Origin of the sequence: Vibrio sp. Vb1166 (assembly GCF_033338695.1) — a bacterium.
Taxonomy (GTDB): Bacteria; Pseudomonadota; Gammaproteobacteria; order Enterobacterales; family Vibrionaceae; genus Vibrio; species Vibrio alginolyticus.
Genome location: NZ_JAWOTE010000001.1, coordinates 36,997 through 61,520 on the forward strand (window position 1 = coordinate 36,997; position 24,524 = coordinate 61,520).

A 24,524-nucleotide genomic window follows, 5' to 3' on the forward strand; every position below is an offset into this window, starting at 1 on the left:
CGAACATATAAAACAGGATCAGGTAAATGCTCATAACATTTCGTTGTCGAAGCCACTCAAACGTCACAATGTTTGGTGATATTGCATTAGATATGCTCAAAATGATGGGTCACAGCGGCACGGTGCCGGGATCAATTTCCGCTCAAGATGTTCCTGACGCGTTATCAAGATTAACTTCTGCTCTATCTGCGAAAAATGCAGCTGAAGAAAACCTCCCTACTGATGTAGACGAAGAGGAAGAACAAGCAGAGCCCGCGGTAAGCCTAGGACGCAGAGCGTTTCCACTGATTGAGTTGCTAAAATCAGCAATCAAAGAAGAATGCGAAGTCATGTGGGACAACCAATAACGCCTTCAAACTGGTTTCTAGCGAGGTGAATCCGTGTTGTGACCGCCTCGCTATGGTTACTCGACACCAAGATAAGAACACCAATACCGCTTATCGCCCTATCCGTTTCTCTCCCTAGACAACTTGATTTGCCCATCAATGTGCACATCTCGTTGTGGAAACGCGATTTCAATGCCGTGCTTTTCGAAAGCTTCGTAGATTTCAAAACGCATGGCACTTGCGACCGAGCGAATACCGCCCTCAACCGTTGAGTTAATCCAAAAATAAGATTCGAAGATCAAAGCATTGTCACCAAAGTCTTGAAAAAACACATCTGGCGCTGGCGAACTCAGAACTTGCGCTTGCTGCGAAGTCACTTCCGCCATTAAGGCAGCAACCTGTTTGACATCGCTCCCATACGCGACGCCGACGACGACCGAGCCACGAACTAATCTGTCGCATAACGTCCAGTTGATCACCACGTTCTCAATCAACTGACTGTTGGGTATGAGCATATGAACACCATCGGTTCGTCTGATTCTCGTTGAACGTGTATTTATTTGCTCGACAGTGCCTTTGGCGCCCTCAACCTCTAAAAAGTCCCCAATTCGAATTGGCTTTTCACCAATCAAAATCCAGCCACTTATGAAGTTGTTAATGATGTTTTGCGCACCAAAACCGAAGCCGATAGCGATGGCACCAGACAGAAAGGCAAACGCGGTAATTGGCACATTGATCATCGAAAGTGTGGTCATAAAAATAATGGCGAGAGCGATGACAAATAATATCCGTTTAACCAAATGAATCACGTTTGGGTCTTTCCCCGATGAGGACATTCTTGACGTAACGGTTTTGATCAAAATTTTTGATAACCATAAAGCGACAATCACCCATGTCGGCACCATCAATATCGCCCATAACGTGATAGGTTGTTCGTTAAAGGTAAACAGCGTTGTTTCTAAAAATGAAATGACCCGTTCGAACATAAAGTGTTCACTCTTGATTCATCGTTGCCAGCAAGCCAGAGCGCATAAGTCTTAAATTTTTAGGTCAATCGATAGCGCAAGCGGCTCAACTAAGTTCTTCTTATTAACTATATTGTAATCTACGTAAAACGCTTCGAGTGGTTTCCCACTTTGGCTTCAACCGATTAAGCCATTTAGGGAGCACGTCTTTGTGAACTAAACGAGCCAATCAACCAACTGGATACGCAAGGCAAATCAGTGATAACTTTCTGATTTTTAAGCGTCAAATTTTCACTTCGAATCACTCTCACTTATTATTATGCACCTTATTGCAATTTATATTGATGGAATGATTGTTATGTCAGAACTGACTCGGATGCGCTCTGGAGAAACCTATAATTGTCTGGATGAAGAACTAAAGCTAATGCGCGCCAAAACTGCGCAGCTTGTCTTCCAGTTTAACCACGAGCCAAACCCAGATATCCGTAGACAACTATTGGCGGAAATGGGCGTCCAATTAAAAAACAGCGCCTGTATAGAGCCACCGCTACAACTTACCTACGGTTGTCACTTGTCCATCGGAGAAAACACCTACATCAACTGGGATGCCATTATTCTGGACAATGGGCAGGTTGAGGTTGGCGCGAACGTCATGATTGGGCCTAGAGTGCAAATTTACACAGCCGCTCATTCACTCGATACACAAAGACGCTTAGCCGGAGATGAGATCGCCAAACCGGTAACAATTGGCAATAACGTTTGGATTGGTGGGGGCGCAATCATACTGCCGGGCGTGACCATTGGCGATGAGGCCGTCGTCGGCGCTGGCTCTGTCGTAACCAAAGACGTTGCGCCGGGCGATCGAGTTGTTGGAAATCCGGCGCGCTCCATTAAACCAAAAAACTGAAGAAAGTCGCTATTTCGCCAAATGCTCGCGAATAATATTAGCGAGCAGATTGAGAGCATGAACATATCTGTCATTGAGCTCAAAAGAAGCGTTAAGACGAATACAGTGATCGTATTGTTCTGTCAGGCTGAACATCTTTCCCGGTGCGATGCTGATATTACCTTTTAGCGCTTCTCGATATATCTGCAAGGCATCAATATGCTTGGGAAGCTCTAACCAAATAAAGTACCCACCGCTTTGGCTTAACACTTTGACTGCTTCAGGTAACAGCTCACTAAGCAGAACCGTCATCTTACTTTTACGTTCAAACAGCTTTTTCCGTAACTGCTTCAAATGAGATTCATAATTGCGGCTTGTTAAATAGTGCACCAATGTCATTTGCACTGGTGCACTCGTCGCTAATGTACTCATTAACTGTAACTTTTGTACCTCTAGCGCCCGCTTTCCCGCCGCAACCCAACCAATACGTAGCCCTGCGATTAACGATTTTGAAAACGAGGAGCACAACATGGTATTGCCCGTGTCATCAAACATTCTTAGTGGGTAAACCGAGTCATTCTCGGCATGCAGTTCGCTGTACACATCATCTTCAATCACTGGCACGTTATATCGCTGTGTCAGCTCAATCAGCTTTTGTTTTTTCTCGTTGGTGAGCGTAAAACCCAGAGGATTTTGGAAGTTCGACATCAGCCAACATGCTTTCACATCGTGTGTTTGCAGCGCTCGTTCCAATGAGTCTAGGTCAATGCCCGTGACTGGGTCTGTTCTTACTGAGAGCGCTTTCAAACCTAACCGCTCTAAGGATTGCAATGCACCATAAAATGCAGGCGACTCCACAACCACCCAATCTCCCGGTCTTGTGCAGGCTTGCAAACTGAGCGTTAACGCCTCCAGCGCGCCTGCCGTAATGACAATTTCATCGGGTGAAATTTCAATGCCTTTCGCAGCATAACGCTTCGCGATGATGGTGCGTAATTGCTCGTTTCCCGGCGGTAAGTTATCAAAGGTGGTGGAAATCGGCATATTGCGAGCGGCTGCGCTCATCGCCCGATTCACGTGATATCGTGGGTACAAACTTGGGTCTGGATAGGCAAAGCCAAAATTGATCATGGATGGATTTTTACTCGCCTGCAGAACATCAAAGATAAACTCATTGATGTCTACCTGCTCAGTCCACGAAACCGCGGCTGGCGCTTGGGGTTCATTTGAGCTCTTAATATTGGGCGCGACTCGATAACCAGATCGCGGCTGTGACGTGACCCAGCCTTGAGATTCCAGAATTTGATACGCGTGCAACACCGTCATCAAGCTCAAACCCGAGTGTTCAGATTGGCGACGCAGCGAAGGCAGCTTGTCACCCGGATGCCATATCCCCGATTTTATCTGCCTTTTAAGCTGTTCCACTAACTCTTGATACTTCGCCAAACGCAAATCCCCTTCCATAAAGCCGAATTCAAAATAATAACACTTCAATATTTAATCTGTTATAGGTTTATAGTCACTGTCTGTACCTACTTCCCTCATTCCGCTCCTTTTAAAATAGCTCTCTCATAAAACTTAAAAGATCAAAGGAAGTTTAATGTTTGGCCTCGACGCATTTATGCTTGCACGGATACAGTTCGCCTTTACGGTATCCTTTCATATTATTTTCCCCGCTATCACCATAGGTTTGGCCACCTATCTCGCCGTGCTGGAAGGCTTATGGCTAAAAACACGTAATCCCGATTACCAAAAGCTCTATCACTTCTGGTCGAAAATTTTTGCGGTTAACTTTGGAATGGGTGTTGTATCTGGTCTTGTCATGGCCTATCAATTCGGCACCAACTGGAGTGGTTTCTCCGACTTCGCTGGTTCTATCACAGGCCCATTACTGACTTATGAAGTGTTAACGGCTTTCTTTCTCGAAGCCGGATTTCTTGGCGTAATGCTGTTTGGGTGGCGTCGCGTCGGCGAAAAGCTGCACTTTTTTGCAACCTCGATGGTGGCGTTAGGAACGATCATTTCGACGTTCTGGATTCTCGCCTCCAACAGTTGGATGCAAACGCCACAAGGCTATGAAATTGTCGACGGACGTGTGGTGCCAACCGACTGGTTTGCTATCGTTTTCAATCCTTCATTTCCTTATCGTTTGGCGCACATGAGCGTCGCGGCTTTCGTCAGTTCAGCACTCTTTGTAGGCGCGTCAGCCGCTTGGCATTTATTGAGAGGCAATCAATCGACTGCGGTAAAAACCATGTTTTCGATGTCGCTCGGGATCTTAGTGTTCCTTGCGCCACTCCAAGCCGTGATTGGCGATGTGCACGGGCTAAACACTCTGGAACACCAGCCCGCCAAAATCGCTGCCATCGAAGGACATTGGGATAACAGCGATGGCAAACCAACCCCATTGATATTGTTCGGCATGCCAAACATGGAACAAGAACGCACAGACTATGCCTTAGAAATTCCTGTTTTAGGAAGTTTGATCCTACGCCACAGTTTAACTGAGCCAATCCCGGCGCTGAAAGACTTCCCGAAAGAGGAACGACCGAACTCACCTATCGTCTTTTGGTCATTTCGAATCATGGTCGGGCTAGGACTTCTGATGATTTTTCAGAGCTTCTACAGCATATGGTTACGAAAAAAGAACACGCTTTATACTTCGCGTTGGTTCCTCAAGTTTTCATTGTTTATGGGGCCATCTGGTCTTATCGCAATACTCGCTGGCTGGTTTACGACAGAGGTTGGTCGGCAACCTTGGGTCGTGTATGGCGTACAAAAAACGCGTGATGCGGTTTCTGCACACGGAGACCTACAAATGAGCATCAGCCTGCTGTGTTTCCTTGTTGTATACAGCTTGGTATTTGGTTTTGGTTATTACTACATGATCCACCAAATCAAGAAAGGCCCCGATGCAATCGAACACGATGAGCACGACATGACGACCGTTTCAGGTCGCATTTAGAATTTGTCACAAAGTGAAGGTAGAAAATATGCATTTTGATTTATCCGTGATTTGGTTCGCGATCATCGTTTTTGCCACTTTGATGTACATCATCATGGACGGCTTCGATTTGGGTATTGGAGTACTGATGCCCTTCATCAAGGATGAAAAGCAAAAAGACGTCATGGTCAACAGTGTCGCACCTGTTTGGGACGGTAACGAAACTTGGATTGTACTTGGAGGCGCATCTCTATTTGGCGCTTTTCCGATGGCTTACGCTGTGATTATTGAAGCGCTAACCATCCCTTTAACGTTGATGTTGATTGCTTTGATCTTTCGTGGCGTCGCGTTTGAGTTTCGCTTTAAAGCATTGGAAAGCCACTTAAAGTTCTGGGATCGCTCTTTTATGGTCGGCTCGATTTTAACCACGTTTTTCCAAGGCATCGTTGTTGGCGCGGTAATTCAAGGCTTTGCGGTGGAAAACCGCGTCTTCGTAGGTAGCCAACTCGACTGGCTCAGCCCTTTTCCCATCTTTTGTGGTTTGGGTTTAGTCGCAACGTACGCGCTGCTTGGTAGCACATGGCTCATCATGAAGACGGAAGGTGAACTGCAAAACACGATGTACCGCTTCACTAACAAAACACTACTGGCAATGATCTCCGCATTAGTCATTGTGAGCGCTTGGACTCCACTTGCTTACCCTGCCATTGCGGAAAGATGGTTTTCTCTGCCTAATTTGTTCTACTTACTGCCCGTACCTGTCATTACTGGGCTGGTATGTTTGAAGATTGCCGACTCCGTTAAAAAGCGTAAAGAGCGCAGCCCTTTCGTGATGGCATTGGTGATCGTGATTCTCGGGTTCGCTGGGCTTGGCATCAGTATCTGGCCAAATATCATTCCTCCTAGCATATCAATATGGGAAGCAGCGGCTCCTGCAAGCAGTCAGCGCTTTATGCTCGTTGGAGCAGTGATCATCATCCCGATCATTCTGGCTTACACCTTTTGGAGTTACTACGTCTTCTCCGGAAAAGTAAAAGAAGGCGAAGCGTACCATTAACGAGTTGATAAGGAGTGAGTATGAAAATCAAAAATTGGTGCCGCCAATGGGCTTGGATGGTTGGAATTTGGGTCGTTAGCGTCGCTGCATTAGGGTTAGTGTCTATGTTATTTCGCGTCATGATGACCGCTGCCGGGTTAAAATCTTAGCTCGGCACTTTTAAGTCAATAAAAAATGGATGCCTCTAGATCTTGTGTAAGAGCTAGAGGCGTTTGCATTCAAGTCCGACTTTTCACGTGTGCAGACAATACGATCGTAGATTCTAAACCGCGAGCCACTTCAAAATAACCACCAGCACGAGATAGCTGACGAGCCGTCAATTTTTCTTTGCCTAGCTTTTCAAACCAATAAGGCGCCAATGAGCACTGAGCCGAACCTGTGGCAAGATCTTCTGAAATACCGATTTTAGGTGCAAAGTAACGCAGCACATAGCCACTATCAGAACTTTGAGCCGTCACGATGACCGCATGAAACTCATCAATTTTAATCAGCTCATCAAAGTTAGGTTGATAGAGAACAACATCATCTTCGGACTCGAGAACAACAACCAAATCACGCGTTGTAAAAGCATCTACGGGGCGATTGGAAAAACCTGAAATATCCAAGGGGATGGCATGAGGCTTGGCTTGCCAACTTGGCATCACGATCCTGTACATTCCATCAAGTTCAGTAACGGTAATATGGCCATACTGGCTTTTTAGAATGATCTCATTCTGATGATAGTTGGAAATGATTGCAGCGCCTGCGCCCAAACTTCCGTGTCCGCATAGGTTGATCTCTCCTTCTAGGCTAAACCAGCGAATGTGGTAGTCAGTGCCAGACCGAACCACAAATGATGTGACAGGTTGAGCGACCTGATGAGTGATTTGAAGTAATTCAGAATCACTCAGCCAGTGATTTAGTTCGACAACGCCACATGGGTTACCTTGAGCTAACTCATCACAAAATACATCATATATTTGTGCTTTAATCATCCATCACCCTTGCGGTTTAACCATGCATTAAATCAAGGTCCTCGTCATTATCATCTCGATAAAAACGAGAGTTCAGCTATCAAGTCAACTTGATGTAGGTAATATATACGACAACAGAGTCGCAATCTTCAGTAAGTTTTGTTCGTTGGGTACAATCGACAGGTTATATGACAAAGCTTTAAGCCTCAACATGACCGATGTGCATGGCTACTTTTAGCGCTTGTTTATTGAGATTAGATGCCTCCCAAGCAACGACAACACGACTGGTTAGGGGGATATCATCAATCTCGGCGACTGTCGCGGAATCATCGAGATGTTCAGCCAGTGAGCGCGGAACGAGAGCAATACCTAACCCAGCCTGCGCCATGGCAATCGTCGTACGAAGTTGCGGTGCTGCGAACTGTGGTTCGAGCCTTACTCCTGCGTCGGCAAAAAGTGTACTCATGCCATCAAACAGTGCGGGTCCAGTCTCTCGTGGAAACAGTAAAATTTTATGGCCTCTCAACTGTTTCATCTGGATACAGGGATATTTTGCCAGTTCGTGCCCCGCCGGAATCACCGCGACAAACGGGTCGTTAAACAACACCTTGTGCTCAAAAGGCTCACTGGCGTAACAGGGTAGCCGCATGATTGCGAGATCAAGTTGTTTGCTTTTTAACTGAGTGGCAAGCTCTGGCATTGACAGTTCCGCCGTCTGGAAGTGAACCCCATTCTCTTGAATTCGCCCCACCCTCTCTAATACCTTAATGCAAGTTGATGTTGACGTTGCGAACGCGATTTTAACCTGCGTATTTTCACCACGGGCAATCTGTCGAGCTTTTGCTTTAGCGCGTTCCACATCAGCAAGAATATTTACCGCATCCGTATAAAAGACTTGCCCTGCATGGGTCAGCTCTACTCCTCTAGACAAGCGCTTAAATAGGTCTACGCCAAGCTCGTGCTCTAACTTTTTGATTTGTTGACTTAAAGGAGGTTGCGCAATCCCTAGCTGTTCAGCTGCTCGGGTAAAGTGACGAGTCTCGGCGACCGCGACAAAATACTTCAGGTAGCGAAATTCCATATATTTTCCATATCAAAATAAATCTTTTTTATATTGGATTTAGCACCGTGTAGAAGTCAATCTAAATATACTCTTCATTGCATAACTGGTCTTACTCATGCGTGGATTTTATAACCCTCTATGTGCTTGTTCGCTTGAAGTAGCGAAAGAATTTTCTGAATACCATCACGTTACCGGAGATGGTGAGATTTATCAGACTTCGTTAATGAGTGCTTTGATCGCTGGTGTTTACGAAGGCTCGACAACCATAGAAGAACTGCTAAAACATGGGGATTTTGGTTTAGGTACGTTCAATGAATTGGATGGTGAGTTGATTGCGTTTGATAAGGAAGTTTTTCAACTCAAGTCGGATGGCTCCGCAAACCCGGCAGACCTGGCGCAAAAAACGCCCTTTGCTGTCATGACTTTTTTTAAGCCTGATATCGAGCTGCCACTAACATCGCGCATGTCACGTCATGAAGTCCATAGCCTCATAGACGACATGGTTCCAAGCGATAACCTATTTTGCGCAGTGCGCATTGATGGCGTTTTCGATTCAGTTCGTACTCGTACCGTACCTAAACAAACACGCCCTTATCGACCAATGCTTGAAGTGGTCAAAGAGCAACCAACATTCCGCTTCACGCATAAGCAAGGCGTGGTCGCCGGCTTTCGCAGTCCTAAATATACGACTGGCATCAATGTGCCCGGCTATCACGAACACTTTATTACTGATGACCGCCAAGGAGGTGGTCATATTCAGGATTACAGCATTTCGTCAGGGTTCCTCCAGATTGGCAAAGTCTCGCGGCTAGTGATTGATACCCCGGTATCGACAGACTTTCTCAACGCCAATTTGGCTCCGGAAGATATAAATACCGCTATAGAAAAGGCGGAAAAGTAACAAAGTCAGGCAAATAATAAGGACAACAAATGCAATCCAAATCTTCAAATAAGAATGGAGCTCAGTTGATCGCTCAACAGCTAGAGTCTCTCGGCATTAAGTACATATTCGGTATTCCCGGTGCAAAAATCGATCGACTGTTCGATGCGATTGAAGACACTAACATCCAAATGATTCCGGTACGCCACGAGGCTAACGGCGCATTTATGGCGGGCGTTATGGGAAGACTAACCGGCAAAGCAGGCGTCACCATGGTTACGTCAGGTCCAGGCTGTGGAAATCTAGTTACGGGGGTGGCAACAGCAAACTCCGAAGGCGATCCGCTGATTGCTATCGGTGGTGCAGTGAAACGAACTGACCAGCAAAAACAAACACACCAGAGCATGGATACCGTCAGTATTTTTCGCTCTATAACCAAGTTCAGTGCTGAAGTGCAGCATGTGGACGCCGCAAGCGAGATCATGGCGAACGCGTTTCGTATCGCAGAGTCAGGTCGTCCTGGGGCTTGCTTTTTGAGTCTCCCCCAAGATGTTTTATCCGAGCAAACCCAAACGGACATTATTGTCCCCTCGCCTTACACACAGCCTGGTTGCGCAGACATCGCAGCAATCGAAGAAGCGGTCAGTCGAATCAGTAAAGCAAAGCGCTGTGTGGTTTTACTTGGCCTTCACGCGAGCCGCAGTCAAAACGCTGCTGCTATCGCCCGATTTCTTCAAAATACGCAGCTACCCGTTGTCGGCACTTACCAGGCCGCCGGCACGGTAGACATCAATTACTATCATCACTTTGCTGGGCGTGTCGGTTTGTTTAATAACCAACCTGGCGATGTTTTACTGCGGGACGCCGATTTAATTCTCACCATCGGCTTTAGCCCAATAGAGTATGACCCTGAGCTTTGGAACAGCCACCGCAACCCAGTGATTCACCTCGATATTGAACCAGCAGAATACCAACTTAATTATCAACCTTGTGTTGAAATCGTCGGAAACATTGCGCAGTCATTAGACAAAATGGGCAGCTATATCTCTGAATATGCTCGCCTTTCCCCAACGGCACTTTCAGTACTGGAAGAGGTAGCACTGCAACGGCAAGTGATCAAGACCTATCCCAATGTCTATAACAAGCAAGGGTTTCATCCACTGGCGCTAATTAAAGCCATGCAATCTATCATCACACCAGATACCACGCTATGCCTTGATATGGGGAGCTTCCACATCTGGATCGCTCGTTACTTAAGCTGTTTTCGAGCTCGCCAAATGCTGGTGTCTAACGGCCAACAAACGATGGGCGTTGCACTGCCATGGGCCATTGGTGCCAGCCTACTAAAACCTGGTAGCAAAGTGGTATCGATATCAGGAGACGGCGGTTTTATGCAATCGAGCATGGAGTTAGAAACCGCGGTTAGACTGAACTGCAATATCGTCCATATTGTGTGGGTTGATAACGCCTACAACATGGTAGAAATGCAAGAGATCAACAAATATCAGCGCTGCTCTGGTGTGAAATTTGGACCAATTGATTTCAAGGCGTACGCCGAATCATTTGGCGCGAAAGGCTTCGCAGTGACTAGTCAACACGAATTACTACCGACATTGAATAAAGCCATGGATGTTGAAGGACCAGCAGTGGTGGCTATCCCCGTAGATTACAGCGACAACGACAAACTGATGTTGCCGCGCACAGAGAAAAATCAAGATCCCGTTTTTGTAAGTTTCGAAGGAGAAATCGCATGAGAGGATTAAAAAATAAAGTCGCACTCGTGACTGGCTCTGCCAATGGCATTGGTTTGGCCATCGCAAAACGTTTGTATGAAGAAGGCGCAAACGTCGCTCTTGCCGATTGGAATGAAGAGCAGTTGGCAAACGCCGTTGAGGGCTTTGATAAACAGCGTGTGTCGGCACATTCCATTGATGTTTCTGATCCAGACAAAGTCGCAGCACTGATTTCTGATGTTGTTACCCGTTTCGGTAAACTGGATATTTTAGTAAACAATGCTGGCGTACATGTCCCTGGTTCCGTGATTGAAGGTAGTGTGGAAGACTGGAAGAAGATCTCTGGTGTAAACATTGATGGTGTTGTTTATTGCGCGAAGTTTGCTTTGCCTGAACTCTTAAAAACGAAAGGTTGTATGGTAAATACCGCGTCCGTTTCCGGTTTGGGTGGTGACTGGGGTGCCGCATTCTATTGCGCGAGTAAAGGCGCAGTGGTGAACCTTACCCGAGCGATGGCATTGGACCATGGTGCGGATGGGGTAAGAATTAACGCCGTATGCCCAAGTTTAGTAAAAACCAACATGACAAACGGCTGGCCGCAGGACATCCGCGATAAATTCAATGAGCGCATTGCGCTTGGCCGAGCAGCCGAACCTGAAGAAATTGCGTCTGTCGTGACTTTCTTGGCAAGTGATGACGCATCTTTCATTAATGGCGTAAACCTACCTGTAGACGGCGGTGCCACCGCATCAGATGGTCAGCCTAAAATAGTGTAAGCATGAAATAGACAGATCAGTAAGAGACGTTCTACTACCTTTCGGATCGATGCTGATCTGTCGCTTTACGCTCTGAGCACACAACCCATGCCAGCAATAAACTCAACCACTCAACCGCTGTTAGAGATATCTCAACAACTTAAACCAGCAACGAGAAATTAATGTTTCACACAAACCGACAAACTATGTGAGCATTCCATCAGGCATAGAGTGAAGACTTATGTATCAGCGATTCACAAAGAACCAGACAGTTTCCGCGAATACTTTCTAAAGAAGTCTCAGTGACGACTAACGTTTCTGCCACACCATCCATTGCTCTCTGCCTTTAAAAACCTCAACACTGTTTGCCACCACTGAGGACTTCACAAGTTCAAACGTGGGCTCTAGAAAAGCTGCCAACTCCCCACTTCGCAAACAAAATGGAGGGAAGCGAGAGTGGTAATCATCATCTATAACGAAATAACCAATTAACAAACCGTCTCTTGGCAGCAATTTATCCACCATAGAGAAATATTCTGACCACATGTCTCTCGGTAGTGCTGCGAGAAAGGCCCGCTCGTAAATGACATCAAACGATTGAAAAAAATCGGCATTAAATACATCACCCAATACGACTTTATCTTTGTAGTTACCTAACGTTGATTGCGCCATTTTTACCGCTTCTTGGCTATAATCCATCGCGATCACGTCATGCCCATATTGAATAAAAGTGCTCAGTTCATAAGCGGCACCACACCCAGGAATAAACACTGACTGGCCTACATGAAGTGAATTGTCGAGATAGTCCTTGAGTTCTTGAGGTGTCGATTGGGCATCCCAAGGCATAGTGCCTCGGATAAACAAATCATCCCAGAATTGTGTGTTAATCATTGGTGCCTGTTTCATTTACCCGCTCCCTGATTGCGGTAGTAAAAAATAAAGGGATACGCAGCGCAATGTGGTATCCCTTTTCTAGCCTTTTGTCTGACGTTGTTAGTTTTTTATGACAACCACTTTCTACTGCACTTATGCCACCAATGAGTTAACTGCGAAGATCATTGATTAACGGCTGCTCCGCTTGGTTCGGTACAAACTGGACATTGCCTTTCAGTTTAGTGACAGACTGGAGTGTTGCTTGAATGTCCTCTGCTGATACATGCACATCATGACAACAGAAAGTAATGGCATCGTTGAAGCCATCGCGTTCAATTTTCAAGGAGCCTTTAATATCGTGGCGACGACAGACTTCTTGGATCTGATGCGGATAAACAAACAGCCCTTTTACTTTCACCGCAGAGTCTGCTCGTCCCATCCAGCCCTTAATTCGTGCATTCGTGCGTGAAGAATCAGAACTAATCTCTAGATATGCCGATAAATCTCCCGTTGCGTAGCGAATCAGCGGGAACTTCTCATCAAGCGACGTTACAACGACTTCACCGACTTCTCCCGGTTGTACAGGAACACCATCAGGATCAACGATTTCAACAATAATATCTTCGGCAATCACTAATCCTTGTTCACCAGACACTTGATAAGCAATCAAACCAAGCTCTGCACTTGCGTAGGCTTGAAAGACTGCAATGCCTTTTTCCTCAAACATCTGTTGCATGTCTGCTGTAACCGCTTCACCAGAGACCAGAGCTTTCTCAAAGCTAGGCAGCTCATTGTATTTCTCTTGGTACTTTTGTAGCAACGTCAGCAAATACGAAGGTGTACCAGTGTAACCATTAGGTTGAAGCTGTTTAACTGCCTCTATTTGCGCTTCGGTATTGCCTACTCCAGCCGGAAATACCGCACAGCCACAAGCCCTTGCGCCACCATCCATAATAAATCCGCCAGGAGAGAAATGGTAAGAGAGCGTGTTATGCACTAAATCACCCGCACAGAACCCAGCAGCGTGAAACGCGCGCCCCATACGCCAGAAATCGACCTCATCCGTTTGAGCCTCATATAAAGGCCCAGGAGACTGAAAAACACGCGCCATTTGACCAATGGCAACGCTATTTAAGCCACCAAACGGCGGTTTAAGTTGCTGCTGATTAGGCACGTTGAACTTACGTGTAATCGGGAACTGAGCAAGCCCTTCACGATTGTTTGCCAATGTAGGATCAAACTCAGAAAAATGCGCTGCGTAATGTTCGCTATTGGCTTTCGAATTTTCAATCAGCGCTGGCAGACGTTGAAACAGCGACTCTTCTCGCGCCTGCGGAGACAACGATTCTTTCGCATCAAATAGTTCGTTCATCCTTGCTCCTTACAACCAACGCTTACGACGTTTGTAAGATTTCAGATTCTTAAAGCTCTTGCGATCTTCATCGCCTCCGCCAAGGTAGAATTCTTTTACGTCTTCATTGTTTAACAGTTCGTGCTTGCTGCCATCCAGTACGATTTTGCCTGATTCCATGATGTAACCGTAATCGGCCGCTTGAAGAGCGAAGTTGGCATTCTGTTCAACCAAAAGCATGGTAATACCTTGCTCTTTGTTGATCTTGTTAATAATGCTGAATACTTCTTTAACTAGCAGTGGAGAAAGCCCCATAGACGGTTCGTCCAACAAAATCATCTTCGGTCGAGCCATTAACGCTCGGCCAATCGCTAACATTTGTTGCTCACCGCCAGACAAATAGCCCGCCAGGCCAGTGCGCTCTTTGAGTCGCGGGAAATAGTCAAACACCATTTCGATGTCTTGTTCAACTTCGTTGTCAGAGCGCGTATAAGCGCCTAAGCGAAGATTTTCTATTACCGTCATATCTTCAACAATTCGGCGCCCTTCCATAACTTGGAAGATTCCCGAACGGACGATCTCTTCCGGGCTTTTGTTGTCTATACGCTCGCCCATGAAGTTGATTTCGCCGCGCGTCACTTCACCATCTTCGGTTTTCAATAAACCAGAAATGGCTTTCAACGTTGTGGATTTACCCGCACCGTTGGCACCCAGTAAGGTCACAATCTGCCCTTTTGGAACTTCTAAACTCACACCGCGAAGTACTAGTATTACTTCGTCGTAGACGACTTCAATGTTGTTCACTGAAAGCAGTATTTCTGCCGGTTCGATATTCGTTGCTAATTCAGCCATCAAGCTACTCCTTGCTAGGGTGAGAGTGTTCTCTCACCCATCCTTATTTTCAGTAAGCTTTGTTATTAATAAGTCGTAGATTAGTAACCTAGCCAATCGTCACGACGTGACAATGTCACCTGAGATACTTTCTTAATATCAACTGCGCCGCCATCGTTGTTGCCCATAAAGACGTTCACGGTTGTTGTGCCTCGGTGATCTTCCGGTTTCCAGTTCGCAGGGACACAAACACCTTCTAAGCCTTGTGGTACCCAGTTGTCATGGACATACATGCCCTTCTTGATGTTTTCACCTGTGATACCACCGTTGTCTTTCGCCCACTCCATCGCTTCTTTCATATAGAACGCAGAACAAATACCGCGAATGTAATGGTGAGTTCTGAATTCGCCCGGCTCTGATTCAGACTGCTTAGAAATCTCACGAACCAGCTTCATGCCTTCGTTATCGTCTCCCCAAAACGCCGTCATACCTGGGAAAACGTAATCTTTAAGGCCATCGCCTGCTGCTTCAAGCACTGGCTTGTCGCCGCCCCAAATGTTTGCCATGTACTGGAACTCTGTCCCAACCGTGTTACAAGACTTCACTAGTGAGATAACCGAGCTACCGATATTGGCAATGTAACCGTAGTTGGTGCCTGACTCTTTCAGCGACAAACATTGCGCTTTGAAGTCCCCTGGTTTTAGTGACACAACGACTGGGTTTTGCACATCAAAACCAAGCTCTTTGGCGTACTCTGCACACGCTTCTTTTGGCGCATTCGGGAATGGATGGTTATCGCCAATGTGCGTAAATTTCGGCGCACCTTGATTGCCCTTAGATTCCCAATCTTCTTTCGCCCACTTAACTAGCGCACGGCACGCATCTGAGTACGACGCACCATAAAAGAAATTATAAGGCGCTGGTTTCGCGGTTTTTGGGTTTTTGCCAGTTGGGTCAGTTAAGTGACCAGAGTAAGAAGCAGAGAACACCGGCACTTTGTCTTTGGTAACAAACGAAATAAGTGCTTCGGTATCCGCCGTACCCCAGCCTTGCAGCGCAACCATGTCTTTACGCGCCACCCAACGTTTATAGTTAGAAATCGCCACTGGTACTTTGTACGCCATGTCTACTGTTTCAAATTCGAGCTCGGTACCGTTAATGCCACCGTTTTGGTTAATCCAACGCAATGCGTCTCGCACGCCAGAACCATAAGGCTTGCTCACATAGGCCGTTGGTCCAGAAAAATCGACTAATTGTCCGACAAACACAGAATCTTTTGCCCAAGTTGCGGTAGTAAACAGTGCAGATGACAGCACCAACGTTGTCGCTAAATGTCCTTTGTTCATAACTCGTTGTCCTTGTTATTGAGGTATATTCCACTTAATTCCACGTTAATATGAGAACGGATAGTGTTTCCAATATGCTCGAATCTGTTGCCAGCGATGCGATAATCCTTGAGGTTCGAAAATGAGGAACAGCATGATGACTAAACCAATCGCCATTTCTTTGAAGTAAGCCAGACCATCAGTGAAAGCGGTGGTATCACCAAACGCTGAAAGCCCCGTTACGCCAAACTCTAAAACTTCAGGCAGCAGTACGATAAATATCGTCCCCATCAGCGTACCTTTGACTGAGCCTAAGCCACCAATGATGATCATTGCCAAGAACTGGATAGACATCATGATGGTGAAGCCTTCTGCTGATACAAACCCTAGATAATGTCCGTAGAGTGCGCCCCCGATGCCAGCATAGAATGCACACACTCCAAATGAGAGCAGACGATACTTAGTTAGGTTGATGCCCATGATCTCTGCTGACAGATAGTGATCTCGTACTGAGACAAACGCGCGACCGTCACGAGAACGGATTAAGTTTGATGCCCACATATACATGAAGATCAGCGCAAACAGAGCGATATAGAAAAAGCTTTCGTCAGTCGTAAACTCAAAGCCAAACAAATTAATTGGGTTCGCGCTAGCACCGTATGAGCCGCCACTGAACCAATCTGCGCGAGCAAAGAAGTCCTCTAGAATAAACTGCGCCGCCAACGTTGCGATAGCTAGGTATAAACCTTTAATTCGAGCCGCTGGCAGACCAAACAGCATCCCCACAATCATGGTTAAGTAACCCGCGAGCGGAATCGCAAACACGACTGGAATGTTAAACTGGTTATTTAACCAAGCCGATGCAAAGGCGCCAAAACCAAAGAACGCACCGTGACCTAGCGAGATTTGTCCGGTAAAACCAACCAGAATGTTTAAGCCCAATGCCGCGATACCGAGGTATGCAATCTGAATAAACAGGTTTAGGAAGTAAATATCCAAGACCAGCGGTGCTGCCAGCATGGCGATGACACCTGCAATCGCAAGGCTTCTGATGGTTTTGGTTTCAAAAATTGGCGTATCGCTTTTATATGTGGTTCGAAAATCCCCACATGGGCGCATGCTAAGTTGAGCCATGTTATTTCTCCTTAAATACGCTCAATATCTTTGGTACCAAACAGGCCATATGGCTTGAAGGCAAGAATGATTAACAGCACATAGAATGGTGCGATGTTGTACAGGTTACCCACTTGCAGGTATTGGCTATCAAAAAACTCAGCCAAGTTTTCTAGCACCCCGATGGTGATACCACCGACAATTGCGCCGACTACCGAATCTAAGCCACCTAAAATAACGGCTGGGAAAACTTTGATACCAATAATGGATAGCGCGTCAGATACGCCGTTAACGATACCGATAACAATCCCTGCTGTTGCAGATACCATTGCCGAAATGGCCCAACTGATGGCGAACACTTTCTTGATGGAAATGCCAAGACTCTGGGCTACTTGCTGGTTGAATGCCGTTGCGCGCATTGCCAGACCCATTTTGCTGAATTTGAAGAACCAGTAGAACGCGCCCATGATGAGCATTGAGAAGATCAAGCTCAGAATGTAAGCAAACTCAACATTCAAACCTCCGATATTCACCACGTTGGTTTCGAACACTTGCGGGTACGACACAGCAGAGACGCCGAATATCCACTTCATCAGTGCTTGGAAAAACATCGATAGACCAATGGTCACCATGATCACAGAGATAATCGGTTCACCAATCAACGGTCTGAGCACAATGGTTTGCACGGCGATACCAAAAATCATCATGAACGCGAGCGTGAGTAAAAAGCCAATAAAAAACGGTAACTGTAGGTGTACCAATGCCGCCCAACATACCCATGCGCCAATCAACAAGAACTCCCCCTGAGCAAAGTTGACCACCTGGGTCGATTTGTAGATCAATACAAAGCACATGGCGACAACGCCATACAACATGCCAACGATCACGCCATTAATGACGAGTTGCAGTAATAAATCCGTATTCACTATGCGATCCTCCGTTGTTCGCTATCCACTAGTGTTGGCTCATGCTCAATAAGCGTTTCAATAACTAGCGACGTTTGAATGCGTGTTTTAGTGCCATCTTGATAAGTGATCACCGTATCGACATCGACTTTTGGATCGTCGCTGTAGATGGTTTCGATGATGTCTCCGTATTTCTCTGCAACCACACCACGGCGTACTTTACGTGTGCGAGTTAGCTCTCCATCGTCGGCATCCAACTCTTTGTAAAGTAGAATGAATTTGCTGATCTTCTGTGCATCCGGTAGGGATTCGTTCACTTTTTGAACTTCTTCACGAATCGCTTGGTACACTTCTGGTTGAGCAGATAAGTTGGTGTAGTTGGTAAATGCCAAGCCGCGTTGCTCTGCCCACTTCGCGACGATCGCATAGCGAATACAGATGATGGCAGACAGCCAAGGTCGACCTTTACCTACCACCACGGCTTCTGCAATAAACGGCGAGAACTTGAGTTTGTTTTCAATGAACTGTGGAGAGTAGCGGTCGCCGTGGCTGGTTTCCGACATATCTTTCAGACGATCAATCACCACCAAGTGACCGGAATCTTTAAAATAACCCGCATCGCCTGTGTGCATCCAACCATCTTGAACATCTTCATCATATGCTGCTTGGTTGTTTAAGTAGCCAGTAAACATGCCTGTACTTTTCGCGATGATTTCACCAACGCCATTGCTGTCTGGGTTGATGACTTTCACTTCTGCATTATCAAACGCAACGCCGACCGAATCATAGTCCACGTCATCGGCTTGGTGGACGGTGTACGCACCACACATTTCGGTTTGACCATAAAGCTGCTTAAGTGGCACACCAATAGCTTGTAGGTAACGGAAAGTATCCGGCCCCATCGCCGCCCCGCCCGTTGCAGCAGATGTTAGGTTCGAAAAGCCTAAACGGTCTCGCAAAGCACGCAAAAGAATCCATTCGGCGAGTTTAGAACGTTTGCCCTGCTCTAACGCTTTGTTGGCTAAGCTCATGCCCAGTTTGTACATCTTTTGCTTAAACGGTGTCGAATCCATCATTCGTGCAGACACGTCTGCCACAATGTTTTCCCACACACGTGGCGCTAACAGCACAAAGTTTGGACCGATTTCACGCAAGTCGGACATCATGGTTTCTTGTTCTTCCACAAAGTTAACGATTTGACGAGAAATCAACGCCTGACCAACCACGTAAACCTGCTCCATAATCCAAGGCAAAGGCAGAACAGAAACGTAGTTGTCGCCTGGGGAACGAGGGTCTGCACGCAAGTAAGCCGCACAGTGATCCAAGAACGTGCCACTGTGTAGCTGAGCCAATTTTGGTTTAGAAGTCGTACCCGACGTTGTACAAAGAATTGAAAGATCGCTGCCTTTGGTTTCAACAACCATATTGAGATATTTGTCTGGGTCCGCTTTATCAATCAGCTGACCTTTTTTGTAGACCTGTTCAACATCAATTAATCTTGGATCATCGTATTTACGCATTCCACGAGGATCGCAGTAAATAATGTATTCGACGCTAGGAATTTCATCACCAAGCTCAAGCAGCTTGTCGCATTGCTCTTCATCTTCGGCAATCACGACTTTTGCTTTGGCATAGTTGATAAGGTATGCCACCTCTTCGTGCATGGAATCTTGATAGATGCCCAGCGAGAAACCTTTGATCGCATGTGCCGCTAACTCGCCCCATACCCATTCAGGGCGGTTATCACCTAGCAAACCAACGACATCTTGTTCGCCAATACCTAAATCTTGTAGTGCCAGTGCCATCCACTTGACGCGGTTTTCATAATCTTTCCAAGTGAACTCTCGCCAAATACCAAACTCCTTTTCACGCATTGCGACTTGTTCGGGCCAGTTCTTGGCATTGTGTTGCAACACTTTTGGAAAGGTATCTAAGCGGGTTATATCTGCCCAATCATTATGTTGCTGTGCCATTATGCACTCTCCTCTAATGTCGGTAGCTCTTCGCCTAAGTACGCTTGTTTCACATGTGGGTTGGCCATCACTTCTTCAGGCTCACCCGTAGCAATGTGTTTACCGAAATCCAAAACCAAAACGCGATTAGAGATGTCCATGACCACGCCCATGTCGTGCTCAATCATAATGATCGTGATATCTAATTCTTCATTCAGATCCATGATGTAACGTGCCATGTCTTCCTTTTCTTCCAAGTTCATACCTGCCATTGGTTCATCAAGCAGCAGTAACTTAGGTTTTAAGGCAATGGCACGAGCAAGCTCTACACGCTTACGTAAGCCGTAAGATAGGGTGCCTGCAGTCGCTTTTCGGATGTGCTGGATTTCTAGAAAATCGATCACGTCTTCCACATATTTGCGGTGCGCCATCTCTTCTTTCTGCGCATTGGAGAACCAATAGAGTGGCCCCGTGACGAAGTTATTTTTCAGTAGGTGGTGTCGGCCAACCATGATGTTGTCCAGTACCGACATATGAGAAAAGAGCGCCAAGTTTTGGAAGGTTCTTCCCAACCCTAACTCAGCTCGTTGGCTAGGTGTCCGTTTAGTTACGTCATCTCCAGCGAAGATTACAGAGCCTTTATTTGGTGTGTATCGACCAGAGATGCAATTGAGCATTGAGGTTTTACCTGCACCGTTTGGGCCAATGATTGAAAAAATTTCCTTTTCATTCACATGGAAGCTCACGTCAGTTAAAGCTTTCACCCCACCAAAAGCCAATGAAATATCGTTTACCTGCAACAGAGGCGATTCCGATACCATAGTTGATCTCCCTTTCGTTATTTTAAGTGCGTTCCATTGAGCACTATTTGATCAAACCTAACTTTGATACTGGTAACCGCTTTTACACCTATGCATCAACTTTGTATTCAGTTTACGTAAACGTCAATTTAAAATCAGAATAGTGCCTGAAAGATTAAGTTGCAATCGAGTTCATCGAGAAAGATTTGAACTAACGCAAACTTTAAGTAAATAAATTGTTAATAAAAATTATTCTCAAACGCTTACATATTTGGATAGTTCGGACCACCACCACCTTCTGGCGGAGTCCAGGTAATATTTTGACTTGGATCTTTGATGTCGCAGGTCTTACAGTGGATACAGTTGGCCGCATTTATTTGCAGCTCTGGCTGCTGCTCCCCCTGTACGATTTCATACACGCCAGCCGGACAATAGCGCTGTGCTGGCTCTGCATATAATTCAAGGTTCTGCTCAATAGGGATCCGCTGGTTCTCCAGTCGTAAGTGGCATGGTTGATCTTCCTCATGGAAGATATTGGATAGATAAACGGAAGAGAGGCGATCGAAACTTAACACGCCATCAGGCTTCGGATAGACAATTTCATTGCTGTTTTCCGCCAATAACAGAGACTGATGATCAGGCTTATCACAGCGGATATGCCACTTAGCTTTACCTTTTAACACGTTATGTTCCAGCAGCGCTAAACCACCGCCCAGCCACGATCCAAAGCGGTGGATTCCACTTGAGAAGTTACGTGCTTGATAAAGCTCTTCATACAGCCAAGACTGTTTGAAATGCTTTTGATAATCAGCAGTAACTGACTGACTCTCAAGGGCTTCACATACTGCTTCAGCGGCAAGCATTCCAGATTTTATTGCGGTGTGTGTGCCTTTGATTTTAGCGCCGTTAAGTGTTCCTGCATCACAGCCAATTAACAAGCCACCAGCAAACTGCTGCGTGGGAAGCGAATGAAAGCCGCCCTTAGTAATCGCTCTCGCGCCATAGCTAATACGCTTCCCATTTTTGAGGTATTGCTCAATCAACGGGTGGTGTTTAAAACGTTGAAACTCATCAAATGGACTCAAGTGCGGATTCTTATAATTCAAGTCAACAATCAACCCGACGGCAACTTGGTTTCCCTCTAAATGGTAGAGATAACTGCCACCTGTAGCTTCATTTGATAACGGCCAACCTAATCCGTGCACTACTAAACCTTGCTGATGCTGCTCTGATGGGATTTCCCACAGCTCTTTAAAACCGATAGCGTAGTGTTGAGGCGTTTTCTCTTCAGCAAGATTAAATCGGTTAATCAACTGCTTACCAATATGCCCCCGTGCGCCTTCAGCAAATAAAGTAAACTTCGCTCGCAGTTCAATACCAGATTCGAAATTTCCTTTTTGTTCACCATTTTTATCTAATCCCATATCGCCCGTGATCACGCCACAAACACGACTATCTTCATCGATGATCGCTTGACTGGCGGTAAAACCTGGGTATACCTCCACCCCCAAGTTCTCAGCCTGCAACGCCATCCATCGGCATAGACTGCCCAAACTTATGATGTAATTACCTTTGTTATGTAACGTATTAGGCACCGCCCAAGACGGCAGTTCATGACCATTGATGTCATTGCCTAGATAGTAGGTTTTATCTTGGTTTACTTTGGTATTGAGCGGAGCGCCTTTCTCTTCCCAGTCGGGAAAAAGCTCATCCAAACTCCGCGTTTCAAACACCGCACCCGATAAAATATGCGCTCCAACTTCAGAACCTTTTTCTACCACGCAAACAGAGAGGTCTTGTTTTTTTTCTGCTGCTAATTGTTTGATTCGGCATGCCGCAGACAAACCTGCGGGACCAGCGCCTACAATCAGAACATCAAATTCCATGCAGTCTCTTTCCATGATTGCATTCCTTTTTCTTTGCATGTTGCCAACTTGTTAATCAACAATATATTTAAAGTTGACGCAAACGTAAAGGTAAATTAACATCATTTTAAAGACGTCATCACATCGTCTTCACTGTAAACACATAGTCTTCACTGTAAAAGGAATCTAACGTGAAAATACTAGTGCCAATCAAAAGGGTCATTGATCCCTACGTTAAAGTTCGCGTGAAAGCGGACCATAGCGATGTTGAAACCAATAACGTCAAGATGACGATTAATCCATTTTGCGAAATAGCCGTTGAAGAAGCCGTACGACTAAAGGAGCAAGGTATTGCAGATGAAGTCATCGTTGTCAGTGCTGGCGGTAGCCAGTGTCAGGAGCAACTACGTACCGCGCTTGCATTAGGCGCCGATCGCGCTATTCATGTCGATACTGAAGACAAAATAGAGCCATTAGTTGTTGCTAAGCTGCTCAAAGCTCTAGTTGAGCAAGAACAAGCACAGCTTGTGATTACGGGTAAACAATCCATTGATACGGACAACAACCAAGTGGCTCAGATGCTGGCCGCCCTACTTGACTGGCCTCAAGCAACTTTCGCTTCCGACGTGAAGATTGAAGATCAAAAAGTTCAGGTCGTGAGAGAAGTGGACGGCGGCTTGATGACGGTCGCGATGAACTTACCTGCGGTGATCAGTACTGACTTACGCCTGAATGAACCGCGTTTTGCCTCTTTGCCTAATATCATGAAAGCTAAGCGCAAGCCGTTAGATACCATCACACCTGACAGTCTGGGTGTTGAAGTGGTATTTAGCCAAACCATTCAAGAAATCACACCGCCAGCGCAAAGAAAAGGTGGCATCAAGGTTGAATCTGTCTCAGAGCTTCTCGATAAGCTGCGTAACGAAGCGAAGGTGATTTCATGAAGAACTTAATCATAGCAGAGCATGACAATAACCAATTGCATGCGGACACACTCAAAGTGGTTAATGCAGCAAAACAAGTCAGCCAAGACAATGTTTTGATCGTAGTGGGCCACCAGTGTGAAGAAGTCGCTCAACAAGCTTGTCGCGTTGATGGTATATCAAACGTAATTTGTGTCGATGATGAGCAACTTAAGCATCAATTTGCCGAGAGTATCGCACCTATTGTAGTGAGTGTTGCTGAAGGTTTTGACGCAATCTGGGCTAGCTCATCATCAAAAGGGAAAGATCTTGCACCGCGAGTAGCAGCGAAGTTCGGCGTTGGGCAAATTTCCGATATTGTCCAAGTTATCGATGAAAACACTTTTATCCGCCCTATTTACGCAGGAAACGCATTTGCCAAAGTGACCACCAGCGACAAGGTTCGCGTCATCACCGTGCGCGCGTCTGCGTTTGAGCCGGTTACTTGTCACAACCAAGCTGATATTAAGCATCAGCAGGTCACTATCTCAGCTCCAATGGTTGAATTGGTTTCTGTCGATAAAACCGTGTCAGAACGTCCTGAATTAAGCGCGGCAGAGGTGGTTGTGTCAGGTGGACGCGGGGTCGGTAGCAAAGAGAACTTCGCGTTGATCGAACAAGTTGCCGATAAACTAGGTGCTGCCATTGGCGCTTCTCGCGCGGCAGTTGATGCCGGGTTTGTTGCCAACGACTTACAAGTGGGTCAAACCGGTAAAATCGTTGCACCTAAGCTTTATATAGCGGTTGGGATTTCCGGTGCCATCCAGCATCTTGCAGGAATGAAGGAATCCAAAGTGATTGTCGCGATCAACAAAGATCCAGAATCTCCTATCTTTGAAGTTGCCGACTATGGATTGGTTGGTGATTTATTTGAGGTACTACCTCAGCTTGCCGAACAACTTTAAACGATCAGATAAGGGGCGAACACCGCTATGTTCGCCCCTTTATTTTGTTTTTGGTCATATTCAAAAGAATTGAAATTAGA

23 protein-coding genes are annotated in these 24,524 nt (G+C 46.1%); 10 read left to right on the forward strand and 13 right to left on the reverse strand.

Annotation, left to right across the window (positions count from 1 at the left end; all coding sequences use genetic code 11):
- Positions 1 to 26 precede the first annotated feature (26 nt).
- Entirely contained in the window at positions 27 to 347 is a 321-nt protein-coding gene (locus R7E51_RS00160) for a DUF1840 domain-containing protein (protein WP_005373256.1), read from the forward strand.
- Positions 348 to 445: 98 nt separating this feature from the next.
- Here R7E51_RS00160 and R7E51_RS00165 read toward each other — a convergent pair whose 3' ends face one another.
- Positions 446 to 1,312 (reverse strand): mechanosensitive ion channel family protein, encoded by an 867-nt coding sequence (locus R7E51_RS00165; RefSeq protein WP_005373258.1) that lies wholly within the window; start codon positions 1,310 to 1,312, stop codon positions 446 to 448.
- Positions 1,313 to 1,649: 337 nt separating this feature from the next.
- Between R7E51_RS00165 and R7E51_RS00170 the strand changes: the two genes are divergently transcribed.
- Positions 1,650 to 2,198 (forward strand): sugar O-acetyltransferase, encoded by a 549-nt coding sequence (locus tag R7E51_RS00170; protein ID WP_025767897.1) that lies wholly within the window; start codon positions 1,650 to 1,652, stop codon positions 2,196 to 2,198.
- Positions 2,199 to 2,207: 9 nt separating this feature from the next.
- Here R7E51_RS00170 and R7E51_RS00175 read toward each other — a convergent pair whose 3' ends face one another.
- A complete protein-coding gene (locus R7E51_RS00175; protein ID WP_225491569.1) occupies positions 2,208 to 3,623 on the reverse strand; it encodes an aminotransferase-like domain-containing protein in 1,416 nt (471 codons plus the stop codon).
- Positions 3,624 to 3,777: 154 nt separating this feature from the next.
- Between R7E51_RS00175 and R7E51_RS00180 the strand changes: the two genes are divergently transcribed.
- From R7E51_RS00180 to R7E51_RS00190, 3 genes are read left to right on the forward strand one after another with little or no spacing between them, the layout of a single operon-like run.
- The gene (locus R7E51_RS00180) at positions 3,778 to 5,142 is read left to right on the forward strand and encodes a cytochrome ubiquinol oxidase subunit I (protein WP_005373264.1); all 1,365 of its coding nucleotides are present in this window, start codon (positions 3,778 to 3,780) and stop codon (positions 5,140 to 5,142) included.
- Positions 5,143 to 5,170: 28 nt separating this feature from the next.
- Positions 5,171 to 6,178, forward strand: a complete 1,008-nt coding sequence (cydB, locus tag R7E51_RS00185) for a cytochrome d ubiquinol oxidase subunit II (protein ID WP_005373265.1) — start codon at positions 5,171 to 5,173, stop codon at positions 6,176 to 6,178.
- 20 nt (positions 6,179 to 6,198) lie between these two features.
- On the forward strand, positions 6,199 to 6,327 hold the full coding sequence (locus tag R7E51_RS00190) for a DUF2474 domain-containing protein (protein WP_005373267.1): 129 nt from the start codon (positions 6,199 to 6,201) through the stop codon (positions 6,325 to 6,327).
- Between the two features lie 69 nt (positions 6,328 to 6,396).
- Here R7E51_RS00190 and R7E51_RS00195 read toward each other — a convergent pair whose 3' ends face one another.
- Together R7E51_RS00195 and R7E51_RS00200 are read right to left on the reverse strand one after the other, a co-directional pair.
- Complete coding sequence (locus R7E51_RS00195) at positions 6,397 to 7,152, reverse strand: PhzF family phenazine biosynthesis protein (RefSeq protein ID WP_005373270.1); 756 nt, start codon at positions 7,150 to 7,152, stop codon at positions 6,397 to 6,399.
- Positions 7,153 to 7,330: 178 nt separating this feature from the next.
- Positions 7,331 to 8,212: a LysR family transcriptional regulator gene (locus R7E51_RS00200; protein WP_005373271.1), complete on the reverse strand. Its 882-nt coding sequence runs from the start codon at positions 8,210 to 8,212 to the stop codon at positions 7,331 to 7,333.
- 97 nt (positions 8,213 to 8,309) lie between these two features.
- On the opposite strand from R7E51_RS00200, the gene budA reads away from it, so the two are divergent.
- From budA to R7E51_RS00215, 3 genes are read left to right on the forward strand one after another with little or no spacing between them, the layout of a single operon-like run.
- Positions 8,310 to 9,095, forward strand: coding sequence for an acetolactate decarboxylase (gene budA, locus R7E51_RS00205; RefSeq protein ID WP_005373273.1), 786 nt, complete (start codon positions 8,310 to 8,312; stop codon positions 9,093 to 9,095).
- Positions 9,096 to 9,124: 29 nt separating this feature from the next.
- Positions 9,125 to 10,828 (forward strand): acetolactate synthase AlsS, encoded by a 1,704-nt coding sequence (gene alsS, locus R7E51_RS00210; RefSeq protein ID WP_005373275.1) that lies wholly within the window; start codon positions 9,125 to 9,127, stop codon positions 10,826 to 10,828.
- Positions 10,825 to 11,583, forward strand: a complete 759-nt coding sequence (locus R7E51_RS00215; RefSeq protein WP_005373277.1) for an SDR family NAD(P)-dependent oxidoreductase — start codon at positions 10,825 to 10,827, stop codon at positions 11,581 to 11,583. The genes alsS and R7E51_RS00215 overlap by 4 nt, the downstream gene beginning before the upstream one ends.
- Before the next feature lie 288 nt (positions 11,584 to 11,871).
- Here R7E51_RS00215 and R7E51_RS00220 read toward each other — a convergent pair whose 3' ends face one another.
- From R7E51_RS00220 to R7E51_RS00260, 9 genes are all read right to left on the reverse strand, one after another.
- Positions 11,872 to 12,468, reverse strand: a complete 597-nt coding sequence (locus R7E51_RS00220) for a methyltransferase domain-containing protein (RefSeq protein ID WP_054574666.1) — start codon at positions 12,466 to 12,468, stop codon at positions 11,872 to 11,874.
- A 136-nt stretch (positions 12,469 to 12,604) separates the two neighbouring features.
- The gene (locus R7E51_RS00225) at positions 12,605 to 13,807 is read right to left on the reverse strand and encodes a phenylacetate--CoA ligase family protein (RefSeq protein ID WP_206957766.1); all 1,203 of its coding nucleotides are present in this window, start codon (positions 13,805 to 13,807) and stop codon (positions 12,605 to 12,607) included.
- A 9-nt stretch (positions 13,808 to 13,816) separates the two neighbouring features.
- Complete coding sequence (locus R7E51_RS00230) at positions 13,817 to 14,638, reverse strand: ABC transporter ATP-binding protein (protein WP_017633695.1); 822 nt, start codon at positions 14,636 to 14,638, stop codon at positions 13,817 to 13,819.
- Positions 14,639 to 14,718: 80 nt separating this feature from the next.
- The gene (locus tag R7E51_RS00235) at positions 14,719 to 15,963 is read right to left on the reverse strand and encodes an ABC transporter substrate-binding protein (protein ID WP_005373285.1); all 1,245 of its coding nucleotides are present in this window, start codon (positions 15,961 to 15,963) and stop codon (positions 14,719 to 14,721) included.
- A gap of 45 nt (positions 15,964 to 16,008) precedes the next feature.
- A complete protein-coding gene (locus tag R7E51_RS00240; protein WP_005382737.1) occupies positions 16,009 to 17,076 on the reverse strand; it encodes a branched-chain amino acid ABC transporter permease in 1,068 nt (355 codons plus the stop codon).
- An 11-nt stretch (positions 17,077 to 17,087) separates the two neighbouring features.
- Positions 17,088 to 17,981: a branched-chain amino acid ABC transporter permease gene (locus R7E51_RS00245; protein ID WP_005373295.1), complete on the reverse strand. Its 894-nt coding sequence runs from the start codon at positions 17,979 to 17,981 to the stop codon at positions 17,088 to 17,090.
- The gene (locus tag R7E51_RS00250; protein ID WP_005382741.1) at positions 17,981 to 19,933 is read right to left on the reverse strand and encodes a long-chain fatty acid--CoA ligase; all 1,953 of its coding nucleotides are present in this window, start codon (positions 19,931 to 19,933) and stop codon (positions 17,981 to 17,983) included. The genes R7E51_RS00245 and R7E51_RS00250 overlap by 1 nt, the downstream gene beginning before the upstream one ends.
- Entirely contained in the window at positions 19,933 to 20,733 is an 801-nt protein-coding gene (locus R7E51_RS00255; protein ID WP_005373297.1) for an ABC transporter ATP-binding protein, read from the reverse strand. The genes R7E51_RS00250 and R7E51_RS00255 overlap by 1 nt, the downstream gene beginning before the upstream one ends.
- A 242-nt stretch (positions 20,734 to 20,975) precedes the next feature.
- On the reverse strand, positions 20,976 to 22,613 hold the full coding sequence (locus tag R7E51_RS00260) for an electron transfer flavoprotein-ubiquinone oxidoreductase (RefSeq protein WP_206957769.1): 1,638 nt from the start codon (positions 22,611 to 22,613) through the stop codon (positions 20,976 to 20,978).
- Between the two features lie 155 nt (positions 22,614 to 22,768).
- On the opposite strand from R7E51_RS00260, the gene R7E51_RS00265 reads away from it, so the two are divergent.
- Together R7E51_RS00265 and R7E51_RS00270 are read left to right on the forward strand one after the other, a co-directional pair.
- The gene (locus tag R7E51_RS00265) at positions 22,769 to 23,521 is read left to right on the forward strand and encodes an electron transfer flavoprotein subunit beta/FixA family protein (protein WP_042523555.1); all 753 of its coding nucleotides are present in this window, start codon (positions 22,769 to 22,771) and stop codon (positions 23,519 to 23,521) included.
- Entirely contained in the window at positions 23,518 to 24,444 is a 927-nt protein-coding gene (locus tag R7E51_RS00270; RefSeq protein WP_005373301.1) for an electron transfer flavoprotein subunit alpha/FixB family protein, read from the forward strand. Before R7E51_RS00265 ends, R7E51_RS00270 begins: the two co-directional genes overlap by 4 nt.
- Positions 24,445 to 24,524 lie beyond the last annotated feature (80 nt).

Bases quoted from the DNA above. Each gene is read 5' to 3' on its own strand.
- cydB (WP_005373265.1), top strand. From the start codon at position 5,171: ATGCATTTTGATTTATCCGTGATTTGGTTCGCGATCATCGTTTTTGCC.
- R7E51_RS00215 (WP_005373277.1), top strand. From the start codon at position 10,825: ATGAGAGGATTAAAAAATAAAGTCGCACTCGTGACTGGCTCTGCCAAT.
- R7E51_RS00250 (WP_005382741.1), bottom strand. From the start codon at position 19,933: ATGGCACAGCAACATAATGATTGGGCAGATATAACCCGCTTAGATACC.
- R7E51_RS00180 (WP_005373264.1), top strand. From the start codon at position 3,778: ATGTTTGGCCTCGACGCATTTATGCTTGCACGGATACAGTTCGCCTTT.
- R7E51_RS00165 (WP_005373258.1), bottom strand. From the start codon at position 1,312: ATGTTCGAACGGGTCATTTCATTTTTAGAAACAACGCTGTTTACCTTT.
- R7E51_RS00240 (WP_005382737.1), bottom strand. From the start codon at position 17,076: ATGGCTCAACTTAGCATGCGCCCATGTGGGGATTTTCGAACCACATAT.
- R7E51_RS00255 (WP_005373297.1), bottom strand. From the start codon at position 20,733: ATGGTATCGGAATCGCCTCTGTTGCAGGTAAACGATATTTCATTGGCT.
- R7E51_RS00270 (WP_005373301.1), top strand. From the start codon at position 23,518: ATGAAGAACTTAATCATAGCAGAGCATGACAATAACCAATTGCATGCG.
- R7E51_RS00200 (WP_005373271.1), bottom strand. From the start codon at position 8,212: ATGGAATTTCGCTACCTGAAGTATTTTGTCGCGGTCGCCGAGACTCGT.
- alsS (WP_005373275.1), top strand. From the start codon at position 9,125: ATGCAATCCAAATCTTCAAATAAGAATGGAGCTCAGTTGATCGCTCAA.
- R7E51_RS00170 (WP_025767897.1), top strand. From the start codon at position 1,650: ATGTCAGAACTGACTCGGATGCGCTCTGGAGAAACCTATAATTGTCTG.
- R7E51_RS00260 (WP_206957769.1), bottom strand. From the start codon at position 22,613: ATGGAAAGAGACTGCATGGAATTTGATGTTCTGATTGTAGGCGCTGGT.
- R7E51_RS00160 (WP_005373256.1), top strand. From the start codon at position 27: ATGCTCATAACATTTCGTTGTCGAAGCCACTCAAACGTCACAATGTTT.
- R7E51_RS00230 (WP_017633695.1), bottom strand. From the start codon at position 14,638: ATGGCTGAATTAGCAACGAATATCGAACCGGCAGAAATACTGCTTTCA.
- R7E51_RS00225 (WP_206957766.1), bottom strand. From the start codon at position 13,807: ATGAACGAACTATTTGATGCGAAAGAATCGTTGTCTCCGCAGGCGCGA.
- budA (WP_005373273.1), top strand. From the start codon at position 8,310: ATGCGTGGATTTTATAACCCTCTATGTGCTTGTTCGCTTGAAGTAGCG.
- R7E51_RS00195 (WP_005373270.1), bottom strand. From the start codon at position 7,152: ATGATTAAAGCACAAATATATGATGTATTTTGTGATGAGTTAGCTCAA.
- R7E51_RS00235 (WP_005373285.1), bottom strand. From the start codon at position 15,963: ATGAACAAAGGACATTTAGCGACAACGTTGGTGCTGTCATCTGCACTG.
- R7E51_RS00220 (WP_054574666.1), bottom strand. From the start codon at position 12,468: ATGAAACAGGCACCAATGATTAACACACAATTCTGGGATGATTTGTTT.
- R7E51_RS00190 (WP_005373267.1), top strand. From the start codon at position 6,199: ATGAAAATCAAAAATTGGTGCCGCCAATGGGCTTGGATGGTTGGAATT.